Source organism: Belliella aquatica (assembly GCF_014637795.1).
GTDB classification, from domain to species: Bacteria; Bacteroidota; Bacteroidia; order Cytophagales; family Cyclobacteriaceae; genus Belliella; species Belliella aquatica.
Genome location: NZ_BMFD01000001.1, coordinates 524,083 through 535,909, shown reverse-complemented (window position 1 = coordinate 535,909; position 11,827 = coordinate 524,083). Strand labels below are relative to the sequence as shown.

Here is an 11,827-nt window from a genome sequence, read left to right as displayed (position 1 = left end):
ATAGTTATTTTAGGTTTTTAATTAATTCAATAAATTTTTCACTCTTGTGACCAAATCTTTGTTGCCAAAGGGTTTGGTCAAATACAAGTCTGCTCCTAGATTAAGTCCTTTTTCGACATCTTGCTGTTTACTTTTGGCTGTAAGAAAGACCACTTTGATATTTTTATGTTGATCCTTAATATGCTTACAGACTTCATAACCATCAACTTTCGGCATCATAATATCCAAAAGGACAAGTTCTGGCTCATCTTCTGAAATAATTCCTAAGGCTTCCTCGCCGTCTCTTGCAATAAAGACCTTAAATCCTTCTTTTTTGAAAAGGTACTCTAAAGACAAAAGAATATTAGGTTCATCATCCACAATCAAAATCTTATACATTGCTTTTCTATTTTATTAATTTCAATTTTTCCTTCGGTATTGGAAGCGAGAACTCAAAACAAGTAATTCCATTTTTTCTACCCACTTCAATTTTTCCCTGATGATATTCAACAATCTTCTTGGAAATAGCCAATCCTAATCCACTTCCAAGAGGCTTTTTACTTGTTTGATTTTTTGCCTGAAAGAACTTATCAAAGATATAAGGAACCTCTTCTTCGGGAATTCCTTTCCCGTCATCACAAACGCTAATCATCAAGTTGTCCTTACTTGCCTCTGCTCTAAGCATCACTTTAGATTTGGCAAACTTAGAAGCATTTGAGAGCAGATTGAGAATGACCTGCTTGATTCTATCTTGATCTATAGAGATCAAAACTTCTGATCTCATCAAATCCTTTTCAAAAAGCAAGTTCTTCTCCTTGAAAACTTGTTCCATAGATTCTGTAACCTCCAATATAAGTGTTTTTGGATTGGTAGCCTCAAGATTCAATTTTTGTCTCCCTGAGTCAAATCGCTCTAAATCCAAAACTTGATCAATCAACCTACTCATCCTTTTGGTTTCTTGAATAATAATCTCCAAAAACCTTGCTCTATCCTCATCCGGGAGGTCCTCATCCATCAAAATCTCTGAAAAAGCCCTGATGGAAGTGATCGGTGTCCGCATTTCATGCGTCACAGTGGAAATAAATTCATCTTTCAGCATATCGTTGAGTTGTAGAGATTCATTGAGTGACTGGAGCTTCTCAGAGGCTATTTTCAATTCTTCTGAATTCGTTTCCAGCTGATGATTCAAAGACTTTAATTCTTGTGTTTCCTGCAAAATTCCCATGACTTCTTCCATACTGATTTCTTCTTCTTTAACGACAGAAGCTACCATGATTCTTGCTGAAGCAGAACCGATAATTCCTGACAGCAAGCGTTCGGAAAAGTTCACCAACTCAGGGTCTGCATAGATTTTATCATCGAGCTTTTTACCTGAATTCAGCTTAAATTCTTCTAAGGCTTCTTCCATTTTTTCCTCTCCAAGAAAATTGACCAATAGCGTCTTCAAATCGGGCAAATAGGCTTGACCTTTCCAGATCACAGAAGCATCAAGAGAGGTGCTGTATTTGAAAATATCAACGAAAATTACCGCTTGATTATGCTCCTTCGAGGTTTGCTGGCTGAAAACAGAGATTATAAGATAAAGAACAGCATTCAGGGTCAGGCTATAAAAAAGCCCATGACTGATATAGCTCATGTCTGAGAAACCCAAAAGTGCCTGAGGTCGGAGGAATCGTAATCCAAATAATCCCTCTGTGAGTAAACTTTCGGGCACATAACCCGCTGTCACCATCGTAGGAACTACTAAAGTGTAAAACCAAACTGCGAATCCTGCTAAAATACCAACCAAAGCTCCTACTCTTGCTCCTTTTTTCCAGAAAATCCCACCAATGATTGCTGGTGCAAATTGGGCGATTGCCACAAATGAAATCAGCCCAATGGAAACTAGGGTGAACTGCCCTGCAATTTGTTTGTAGTATAAATATGCTGCTAGAATGATCAGTAAAATAGACAATCGCCGCGACCAAATTAAAATCTGACCAAGTCTATGTTGATATCTTTTCTGAAACTGATCATTGACCAAAAGGAGTGGCATCACCAAGTTATTACTTACCATGGTACTGAGTGCAATAGTCGAAACAATAATCATCCCTGTGGCTGCAGAAAAACCTCCCAAATAGACTAAGATTGCTAGCCATTCTTGATTGAAGGCAATCGGAAATGCCAAAACAAATGTATCAGCTTCAAAACTCCCACTAGTGAAGTGTACCAATCCTCCAAATGCAATCGGGAGAACAAAAATATTGATCAGAAGCAAATACAAAGGGAAAAGCCACATCGCTGTGTCAAGGTGTTTTTCATTTGTGTTTTCTATCACCCCCATCTGGAATTGTCTAGGCAAAAACAAAATCGCCATCATAGACAGGACGCTCATCCAAAACCATTCGGAGGCACTGCTTTGCCCTTGCATAACAAAAAGATGATCTAATCCTTCTTCTGCAACTTTACTGAAAACATCTGTGAATCCATCAAACACAAAATAGGTAACAAACACACCTACCACCAAAAATGCAATCAACTTGAATATAGACTCAAAAGCCACAGCCATGACCATACCTTCATGTTGTGCGGTGGCTTCTATATTTCTTGTCCCAAATAAGATCGTAAACAAAGCCAGTCCCAAGGCCAAATAAAAGGCTGTATCCTGATAAAATGGGAGATTTGCCAAAGAATCTGCAACTCCACTTCCCTGCAAAATCTGAAATGATGTGGCTACACCTTTGATCTGAATGGAGGTATATGGCAAAATTCCCAAGAGACAAACTACTGTCACTACGCCACCCAAAGTTACGTTCTTTCCATACCTGCTAGAAATAAAATCCGCAATGGAGGAAATCCTTTGAACTTTGGAAATTCTGATGATCTTCCGCATTACTATCCACCAAAGTGGGGCAACTAGACTTGGACCTATGTAGATTGTCAAAAACTCTAAACCGTTGGTCGCCGCCCGACCTACAGAACCATAATACGTCCAAGCAGTACAATAAACTGCCAAAGTCAAGGCGTAAATGGCAGGATGATTGGAGAGTCGTCTGCCGTTTTTTGCCGAGCGCTCAGAAAACCAAGCAATCGCAAAAAGCAATGCCAAATAGCCAAAGGTAAACGATATGATTACCGTATTACTAAACATCCTTTTTCTTGAGTTTAAGAATTATCAAAAAAGTGGCAAGGATAAGTAAAAGCCAAAATAGAAAAACGAAAAAGAACAAGACAGGTATTCCAAACCATACTTCTGGAATATTATAAATAGCTAAAATGGGATAATTCAAAAGAATCACACCCAAAACAAACACTACCCACAAATACTGATTTTTTAACCCTGACTTCATCTTTTCTGACTTTTACAAAACAGAAATTTAATTTACGCTATTTCAATTTTGAATAAAAGGAAACTCCGACATTGACTTGCCAGAGTTCCCTTTTTTTCAATTAATGATCATGTGCTTTTCCAGCACCTCGAGGGATTCTGATATCTTGAATCATATCTTGAACATCTTGAGGCGGAGCAGGAGTTGCTTTCGATACCGCATAGCAAACGATAAAGTTGATCAACATTCCTATCGAACCTATTCCCTCAGGAGAAATTCCAAACAGCCAATTGTCCACGCTATTCAGTTCAGGACTTATAAATTTGAAATAAGAAATATATCCTATCGTAAAAATCAATCCTGAGAGCATTCCAGCAATTGCTCCTTCTTTGTTCATCCTAGTCGAGAAAATCCCCATAATAATTACAGGAAAGAAGGATGCAGCTGCCAACCCAAAGGCGAAGGCCACGACTTCCGCTACAAAACCAGGAGGGTTCACACCAAAATATCCAGCCAACACCACTGCGCCAGCAGCTGAGATTCTTGCTATCAACAGCTCTCTTTTCTCAGTCATGTTTGGCCTAAATGTCCTAAACAAATCACGAGATACGGAAGTAGAAATCACCAAAAGAAGACCCGCTGCTGTGGAAAGTGCCGCAGCCATTCCTCCTGCAGCCACTAAACCAATAACCCAATTGGGAAGGTTTGCAATTTCTGGACTTGCCAATACCATAATATCCTTGTCGATATTCAATTCATTCGTTTCTTTATTCGCTGAATATTGAACTATTCCATCTCCATTTTTATCATCAACTGTTATCAAATTGGTTTTTTCCCAGTTTTCGACCCAAACTGGCAATTCATCCACAGGCTTGTCGGCTACCGTTTCGATTGCATTGTAGATACCAAATACAGCTACCGCAGGAGCAGTCGTGTACAATATAGCAATGAAAACTAAAGCATAACCTGCCGAAAGACGCGCATCTTTCACCCTTGGAACTGTGAAAAAACGAACAATCACGTGAGGTAAACCTGCTGTACCAACCATCAAAGCCAAGGTGATGGCAAAAATATCTACCATTCCTTTTCGACCGGATGTGTATTCTGCAAAACCTAAGTCTAATAAAACACCATCTAATTTGTCTAACAAATAACTCCCATCAGCAACAGTACTTCCCATTCCAATTTGAGGAATTGGATTTCCAGTCAGCTGCATGGATACAAATATCGCAGGAACCATAAAGGCAAATATCAACACACAATATTGAGCCACCTGCGTATATGTAATCCCTTTCATTCCACCCAAAACGGCATAGAAGAAGACGATACACATCCCGATTATTACGCCAGTATTAATATCGACTTCAAGGTATCGAGAAAAGACAATCCCTACACCTCGCATTTGACCTGCCACATACGTGAAGGAAATAAATAGTGCACAAATCACCGCCACAACACGGGCCTTATTGGAATAATAACGATCTCCTACAAAATCAGGAACGGTAAATTTCCCGAATTTTCTTAAGTAAGGAGCTAAAAGCAATGCTAAAAGCACATAGCCGCCTGTCCAGCCCATCAAATAGACAGATCCATCATATCCTGAAAAGGCGATAATTCCTGCCATCGAAATAAAGGAAGCTGCCGACATCCAGTCAGCTGCTGTTGCCATGCCGTTGGCGAGTGGGGAAACTCCTCCACCTGCGGTATAAAATTCTTTGGTCGATCCAGCTCTGGTGTAGATCGCAATGCCTATGTATAGCGCAAATGATGCACCTACAAGTATATATGTCCAAGTTAAAATATCCATTTTATGAATTCTTTTTTAAGATTAATCTTCATTTACATCAAATTCCTTATCGAGCTGATTCATGCGCACGACGTACACAAAAATCAAGATCACAAAAGAATAAATGGAGCCTTGCTGGGCAAACCAAAATCCTAACTTGAACCCACCAATGCGAATCGCATTAAGTTGTTCTACGAATAATATTCCGCATCCAAAGGATACAGCGAACCAGATGAACAGGAGAACACCCAATATCTTGAGGTTCTTTTTCCAATAGGCTTCCTTACTAAATTTGTTTTCTGACATGGTTATTGGGTTTTATAAGAATATTTGTGTTTGTAAGATAAATTCTCCCGCTGAACCTGATTTTCTGAAGTTTTCAAAAATCGGTCGCTGACTGTACTGCAAAGTGAATTTCGCATGGTGCGCATTGATATAATAATTGATACCGGCATCATATTGCCAAGTTCCTTGTTGATAAAATTCAAATTTTTTGTGGGTTAGCGCTCCAAAAGGTTGAAGCTTTCCTTTCTCTCCCAACCATCTTTCTGGGAGTAGCAGTCCAGATTGGGTATAGAAAATCCTACCTGTTCCAATCATCGGTTGAGCATTGCCAGGTCCATTTTGGGTAGACCCTGATCCAAATCCTACATTCATAATCCCTACATTTCTGATGTAATTAGGGCCGAAATCATAATGATAATAAACTGCATAGGTTGTAAGGGCAGTACCCGCTGCCTTGTTCAATGGTAAATCCAAAAAAGTATCTAGACCTAGCAAAGTAATGTCATGGTTTTGAACTGCGCCGGATGATGTTCTGGAATTAGTCGCTTTTGGATGATGATGCCACCCTCCACCAATGTTAAATACTTTTTTTGTACCTAAGTAAGAACCTACAAAGAAGGGTAATTTGTTGTTTTCTTTTTCCAAAAACTGATAAGCAATATAGCCTTGTGATGCCCAGTTATCGTTGACCACATTAGCAGCTACCTGACGCTCATTAGCGACATCATATCTACCACCAGACCCGATAGAGAATGGCTTGTTCAATGCTATTCTATAGTCCCATTTACCAATTTGTCCTTTGGCATAAAAGCCAAATTGACGTGCAAACTGATCTGTCAACTCTATGAGTGGCCAATTGAAGATTGGCGCATCAACCGCCAAGAAATTCAGCGTACTGTGGCTGGTCATTCTGGAAATTCCATTCCAATAATGAAGCCCCATCCCAGCATAGAGTTCGTCCGTCACCTTGAATTCTGTCCAGATATCATGGAAAAAAAGCTGAGGTTTTTTGGCTGACATGCCCGAAGCAGAGCCAATACCGGTCTCAGGATCTACTAAAACAGGAAAATTACCGGGATTACCAGTCAATCCTCCACCCGGAACTCCTCCATTAGTAAAGGTCTGATTATTGATTCCCCAATGGGTGAGGATCAAAAAGCGTGGAGAAACCTGGGCATATGCTAGAAATCTTGCTCTTCGAACTCCAATATCTGATGAATTGGATTGTGGATTTCCCGCTACGTCTAGCGTTCCGGGATTATTCTCTGTCACGCGGGCCCACATTTGATTCCAAACTAGAAATCTTATGTATTTGGTGCCATCATCGCTCAATTTGAGCGTCAGGGGCTTATAAGTATGATCTATGAAATCACCAGATCTATTCACAGGATTGACCACGAGAGGAATTGTATCTTGTGCTTGGGCATCATTCATCATCCATACCAAAGCATTTATGCTGTAGAGCATAATCCAAAGGTTTTTCATGATTATAGGGTTTATTGTTAATAACTTGTCCAGGCCCGGGTGCAAGTGGATGACAAGTTGAAAAGTTACTTTAGAAAAGAAAAAATAAGGATATATATCTGTTAACTAGTTATAGCTAAAAAAATAATATTTGGTCTATCTATTTTTGAACCGTTCCCATTTGATGATCATAAATTTATCACCTAATTCTGTGATCAACATACCGGTATCTGTCAGATTCTCTTTAATCGCCATAAACTTCACTAATTCTGTATGGTTCAACACTCTATAAGTAGGTCTATAATCGTTACTTTCAGGAGCTTTGATTCTATATTGTTTAACCCAATTCATCACTGACACATGACTCACTCCCAATATTCTTTCAATTTCCCGATAAGAAACTCCTTCAATATAAAGCTGTAAAGCCTTTATAACATAGTATTTGTCAATGGCTTTCCCAAGTTTGTTCACCGTAAAATGGTAACCACACTTTTTGCACTTAAAACGTTGTCTTCCGCCAACAACACCACTTTTGACTACTTTTACATGATCGCATTTTGGGCAGATTGGCTTTTCCATGGGTCCAGGATATTGACTTGATATACTAATTTAGCGAAACTATAATATATTAGCAATATATCAGGTTTTTTCAATAATCAAAAGGTCTAAACCAAATTAAATACTGAGAAACAAAACAATATCCAATGTAATATCCTACGCTAACATCTCAAACGAAATGGCTAATGCAAAAGCGATAATACTGATGATAACTTTATTCAAATGAAATCTGTGGTCAGGACTGCTTTCAAAGAATATGGTGGTTGAGATATGCAAAAAGCCGCCTGCTACCATTCCATAAAAGACATTTAGCGCTCCTCTGCCAATGAGATCCTGCTCAAATAAAGCAGAACTTAGCACCATCCCTAGTGGAGATGCCAAGGCAAAAACCACCAAAAGAGCAAATACCCATCGTTTTTTTAAAGCGCTCATCAAAACAGCTACAAGAGCAAAGGCTTCAGGACCTTTATGCAGCATGATACCAAACATCAAGTTGTTGCTGCCATGATGATGGTGATGTCCTTCATGTGCGGCATGATCATGAGCTACTAAAATCCCATCTTGGGAAAGTAAAGTTCCCTCCAAGAAAGCATGTAAAAACAATCCTATCATCAAGGTCCAAACTCCCGATTCAATCCCATGATGATGCCCATGATGATGAATATGCCCATGTTCGACTCCAGAGGAGAACAACTCCAAAACCTGCTGTAATAAAAACCCTAAAAGTATATATAGCCCCATCTTGGTAGCGTCTTCTGATCCTACAAACAATTCTGGGAGTATATGGAGTACTGTAATAGCAAATAGATATGATCCTGCAAAAACCAATATTAATTTGAAATAGCGCTCTTGCCAACTTGGAATAAAGTATGCAAGACTCCCAGCAATTAAAGCTGTGAAAAACAATAAAAGGAAATTTAAAAGCATCTTTGGTAAAACTCGTTTATGAGAATATTAATTTTCAACTGTAAATGACAAAAATGGCTTAATCCCTTCACTTGCATAAGACTTTAAGTTGCCATCTTCATCGCTGTAAATCAGAAAAATCTCAAAATCAGCATTCTTCTGTAATTCAATAGCTTGTTCTGTGCCCATGACCATCAATGAAGTGGCAATGGCATCTGCTTTCATACAATTCTCAGCAAGGACAGTCGCACTCAAAAGTCCATGACTTACTGGTCGACCTGTTTTTGGATTGATCGTATGTGAAATTTTCAACCCATCTACTTCATAGAAATTCCTATAATTCCCTGAGGTTGCCATTCCTTGGTTTGACAAAGCAACTATACTGTAAAGCTCATTAGCACTTGCGTCCTCCTCAGGCCTGTTGATTCCAACCTTCCAAAGCTCTCCTTCTTCATTAACACCCTTTGCTACAAGCTCACCGCCAATCTCAACCAGCATATTTTGTATGCCTTTCTCAGAAAGAAAAGTTGCTATCACATCGACTCCATAACCTTTGGCTATAGCTGAAAAATCCAAATTGGCACCTTCTTTTGTCTTCCAAACTTTCTCTTCGTCAAACTGAACCGATGAATAATCCACCAACCTCAACATGGCTTCTATATTTACACTGTCTTTCAATTGAGGACCACCAGGACCAAATCCCCACAAATTAACTAAAGGTGCCACAGTAGGGTCAAAAGCGCCAGAAGTTTGTTCATAGACATCTTTTCCCGTTTGTAAGACAGGCAAGAAATAGGGAAGCTTAAAAAACACAGTATCCATTCGGTTAAACCTGCTGATTTCTGAATCCTGTATATAAGTTGAAAGTGATTCGTTGAATACAATTAAAATAGAATCTACTTCATTTTTGAAATCTCTTTCCTCTTGATCTAAATAGACAATTCGGTACGAAGTCCCCATCGTATTCCCAGTAAAAACCACTTTCCCTGTAGATGTTTCTACAATTTGTTCAGCAGGCTTTTGTTGGTTTTGTCTGTACAAGTAGACAATCGCAACCAAAAGAAGTAAAATCAGTGAATAGATTATATTTTTATTGGCATTACTACGCATGATGGTTCATTTTTTTGCCAAAGTTAAAGTTATTTTTCTAATTAATTGGCTGATAAAAACACCATTTGCAATATTATTGCAAAGTGAATTTGAGGCAATCATTTCTCTTTCTGCCTTGCTTGATTTTTCTATCTTTGTCTTATAGAATGAAATAACATGAGAGAAGATTATTTGAGCGGCGACGATGAACACTTGAGTTCTACTGACAAAGAAATCGAAAAGGCCCTGCGGCCATTGAGTTTCGATGACTTCACGGGACAGCATAAAATCGTGGAGAATTTAAAAATCTTCGTTTTGGCTGCTAAAAGAAGACAAGAGCCATTGGATCATGTACTTCTTCATGGCCCTCCGGGACTTGGCAAGACTACTCTAAGTAATATCATCGCGAATGAATTGAATGCGGGCATCAAAATAACTTCAGGTCCAGTGCTGGACAAACCCTCTGATTTGGCGGGTTTATTGACCAATTTGGAAGAAGGTGATGTGCTATTTATAGATGAAATTCACAGACTCAACCCTATTGTGGAGGAATATCTCTATTCAGCCATGGAGGATTTTCGGATTGATATCATGCTAGATTCAGGTCCAAATGCGAGGTCTGTTCAGATTTCTCTTAGCCCATTTACACTGATTGGCGCTACGACTAGATCAGGATTATTGACTTCACCTCTTCGTGCCCGTTTTGGAATCAACTCAAGATTAGAATATTATGATGCAAAGTTGCTTACTGATATCGTCATTCGATCGGCGAGCATTTTACAAACACCCATCAATGACATCGCTGCTTTCGAAATTGCAAGGAGAAGTCGTGGAACACCAAGAATTGCAAATATGCTCCTTCGAAGAACGCGTGACTTTGCCGAGATCAAAGGGAATGGTACCATTACATTAGATATTGCCAAATTCGCACTGAATGCTTTGGATGTGGATGAAAATGGCCTGGACGAGATGGATAACAGAATATTGATGACGATCATCGAAAAATTCAAGGGTGGTCCAGTGGGCTTGAGCACCATTGCTACAGCATGTGGAGAAGAAGCCGAAACGATTGAGGAGGTATACGAGCCATTTTTGATACAAGAAGGCTATCTCAAACGTACCGCAAGAGGAAGAATGGCAACTGAACTTGCTTACAAACACCTTAAGATCAAGCCGAATTTTGGAGGAGAAACGGGAAGTCTGTTTTCATAAACCCAATTTACCTTGTTCAATACCAAAGAAAAATATGCACAGATTATAAAGACCCAGGCCAAAAACCTGGGCTTTGACTTTTGTGGAATTGCCAAGGCTGAATTTTTAGAGGAAGAAGCCCCAAAGCTTGAAGCATGGCTCAACCAAAATTATCATGGCGAGATGGCTTACATGGCCAATCATTTTGACAAAAGACTCGATCCTACCAAGCTCGTAGATGGAGCAAAAACAGTGGTCAGCTTAGTTTATAACTATTTTCCTGAATCAACACTTCCCAATGCCCCCTCAGATCTAAAAATAGCAAAATATGCCTATGGGAAAGACTATCACTTTGTCATCAAAGACAAGCTGAAAACCCTCCTTCAAAACCTTCAAGAAGAGATTGGAGAAATAGGTGGAAGGGCGTTTGTGGATTCTGCACCTGTGATGGAGCGACAGTGGGCAAAAAAAGCAGGTCTGGGTTGGACTGGAAAAAATAGTCTTCTTCTAAATAGACAAATGGGAAGCTTTTTCTTTTTGGCAGAGCTGATCATAGATCTTGAAGTGACTCCCGACTCAGCCATGACCAAGGATTATTGTGGGACTTGTACCAAATGCATTGACGCTTGTCCGACGGATGCCATTGTAGAATCAGGAGTAGTGGATGGATCGAAATGCATTTCCTACTTTACGATTGAACTCAAAGAGCAAATCCCGCAAGCTATGAAAGGGAAGTTTGAGAATTGGATTTTTGGATGTGATATCTGTCAAGATGTGTGCCCCTGGAATCGATTTTCAAAACCCCATCAAGAAGCTGAATTTCTCCCCCACCAAGATTTAAAAAATATGACAAGAAGAGATTGGGAAGAAATCACGCAGGAAACCTTTAATCGTGTTTTTCAAAAATCAGCAGTAAAAAGAACAAAATTGGAAGGCTTGGCTAGAAATATTTCTTTCATCAAAGAATAACATAAAAAAAAGGCTCTCTCCAGAGCCTTTGCTTTTTTTAACCAGCAAGTTTGACAAAATATTTATTCAAGACGGGTTCGTATAAACTTGAAAATGTCCTGTAACACCAAGCCTTGAATTCATTGATCTCTGTAGGAAGGATCAAATTAAGGCTTTTTCTCAGCTCTTTTTCGAAGAGCGCTTTGTCAAAACTCACTTTTACTAAGACTGTCTTAACGTATTCAAGCATGGTTCAAAATATATTTAGTTTAACAGAAACAATTTAATAGACATACGATACTACATATCGTTT

Annotated in this window: 12 protein-coding genes; 2 read left to right on the top strand and 10 right to left on the bottom strand. The window is 39.2% G+C overall.

What is annotated here, in order from left to right; genetic code table 11:
• Positions 1-21: 21 nt before the first annotated feature.
• From IEV57_RS02240 to IEV57_RS02200, 9 genes are all read right to left on the bottom strand, one after another.
• Positions 22-378: a response regulator transcription factor gene (locus IEV57_RS02240; RefSeq protein WP_188439173.1), complete on the bottom strand. Its 357-nt coding sequence runs from the start codon at positions 376-378 to the stop codon at positions 22-24.
• A gap of 7 nt (positions 379-385) precedes the next feature.
• Complete coding sequence (locus IEV57_RS02235) at positions 386-3,109, bottom strand: sensor histidine kinase (protein ID WP_188439170.1); 2,724 nt, start codon at positions 3,107-3,109, stop codon at positions 386-388.
• Positions 3,102-3,308, bottom strand: coding sequence for a hypothetical protein (locus IEV57_RS02230; RefSeq protein ID WP_188439168.1), 207 nt, complete (start codon positions 3,306-3,308; stop codon positions 3,102-3,104). Before IEV57_RS02230 ends, IEV57_RS02235 begins: the two co-directional genes overlap by 8 nt.
• 100 nt (positions 3,309-3,408) lie before the next feature.
• A complete protein-coding gene (locus IEV57_RS02225) occupies positions 3,409-5,094 on the bottom strand; it encodes a sodium:solute symporter family protein (protein ID WP_188439167.1) in 1,686 nt (561 codons plus the stop codon).
• 21 nt (positions 5,095-5,115) lie between these two features.
• Complete coding sequence (locus IEV57_RS02220; RefSeq protein ID WP_188439166.1) at positions 5,116-5,379, bottom strand: DUF4212 domain-containing protein; 264 nt, start codon at positions 5,377-5,379, stop codon at positions 5,116-5,118.
• A 12-nt stretch (positions 5,380-5,391) separates the two neighbouring features.
• Positions 5,392-6,843: a porin gene (locus tag IEV57_RS02215; RefSeq protein ID WP_188439165.1), complete on the bottom strand. Its 1,452-nt coding sequence runs from the start codon at positions 6,841-6,843 to the stop codon at positions 5,392-5,394.
• Between the two features lie 135 nt (positions 6,844-6,978).
• Positions 6,979-7,401, bottom strand: a complete 423-nt coding sequence (locus IEV57_RS02210) for an IS1/IS1595 family N-terminal zinc-binding domain-containing protein (protein WP_188439164.1) — start codon at positions 7,399-7,401, stop codon at positions 6,979-6,981.
• Positions 7,402-7,536: 135 nt separating this feature from the next.
• Positions 7,537-8,307 (bottom strand): ZIP family metal transporter, encoded by a 771-nt coding sequence (locus IEV57_RS02205; RefSeq protein WP_188439163.1) that lies wholly within the window; start codon positions 8,305-8,307, stop codon positions 7,537-7,539.
• Positions 8,308-8,334: 27 nt separating this feature from the next.
• Positions 8,335-9,396 (bottom strand): FAD:protein FMN transferase, encoded by a 1,062-nt coding sequence (locus tag IEV57_RS02200; RefSeq protein WP_188439161.1) that lies wholly within the window; start codon positions 9,394-9,396, stop codon positions 8,335-8,337.
• A 156-nt stretch (positions 9,397-9,552) separates the two neighbouring features.
• Between IEV57_RS02200 and ruvB the strand changes: the two genes are divergently transcribed.
• Positions 9,553-10,587: a Holliday junction branch migration DNA helicase RuvB gene (gene ruvB, locus IEV57_RS02195; protein ID WP_188439159.1), complete on the top strand. Its 1,035-nt coding sequence runs from the start codon at positions 9,553-9,555 to the stop codon at positions 10,585-10,587.
• A 12-nt stretch (positions 10,588-10,599) separates the two neighbouring features.
• On the top strand, positions 10,600-11,535 hold the full coding sequence (gene queG / locus IEV57_RS02190) for a tRNA epoxyqueuosine(34) reductase QueG (RefSeq protein WP_188439157.1): 936 nt from the start codon (positions 10,600-10,602) through the stop codon (positions 11,533-11,535).
• Positions 11,536-11,572: 37 nt separating this feature from the next.
• On the opposite strand, the gene IEV57_RS02185 is transcribed toward queG, so the two are convergent.
• Positions 11,573-11,764, bottom strand: coding sequence for a hypothetical protein (locus IEV57_RS02185; protein WP_188439154.1), 192 nt, complete (start codon positions 11,762-11,764; stop codon positions 11,573-11,575).
• Between the last annotated feature and the right edge of the window lie 63 nt (positions 11,765-11,827).

What these genes read in the sequence shown, in the direction of transcription:
- IEV57_RS02240 (WP_188439173.1), bottom strand. Translation starts at nt 378, where the DNA reads ATGTATAAGATTTTGATTGTGGATGATGAACCTAATATTCTTTTGTCT.
- IEV57_RS02235 (WP_188439170.1), bottom strand. Translation starts at nt 3,109, where the DNA reads ATGTTTAGTAATACGGTAATCATATCGTTTACCTTTGGCTATTTGGCA.
- IEV57_RS02230 (WP_188439168.1), bottom strand. Translation starts at nt 3,308, where the DNA reads ATGAAGTCAGGGTTAAAAAATCAGTATTTGTGGGTAGTGTTTGTTTTG.
- IEV57_RS02225 (WP_188439167.1), bottom strand. Translation starts at nt 5,094, where the DNA reads ATGGATATTTTAACTTGGACATATATACTTGTAGGTGCATCATTTGCG.
- IEV57_RS02220 (WP_188439166.1), bottom strand. Translation starts at nt 5,379, where the DNA reads ATGTCAGAAAACAAATTTAGTAAGGAAGCCTATTGGAAAAAGAACCTC.
- IEV57_RS02215 (WP_188439165.1), bottom strand. Translation starts at nt 6,843, where the DNA reads ATGAAAAACCTTTGGATTATGCTCTACAGCATAAATGCTTTGGTATGG.
- IEV57_RS02210 (WP_188439164.1), bottom strand. Translation starts at nt 7,401, where the DNA reads ATGGAAAAGCCAATCTGCCCAAAATGCGATCATGTAAAAGTAGTCAAA.
- IEV57_RS02205 (WP_188439163.1), bottom strand. Translation starts at nt 8,307, where the DNA reads ATGCTTTTAAATTTCCTTTTATTGTTTTTCACAGCTTTAATTGCTGGG.
- IEV57_RS02200 (WP_188439161.1), bottom strand. Translation starts at nt 9,396, where the DNA reads ATGCGTAGTAATGCCAATAAAAATATAATCTATTCACTGATTTTACTT.
- ruvB (WP_188439159.1), top strand. Translation starts at nt 9,553, where the DNA reads ATGAGAGAAGATTATTTGAGCGGCGACGATGAACACTTGAGTTCTACT.
- IEV57_RS02185 (WP_188439154.1), bottom strand. Translation starts at nt 11,764, where the DNA reads ATGCTTGAATACGTTAAGACAGTCTTAGTAAAAGTGAGTTTTGACAAA.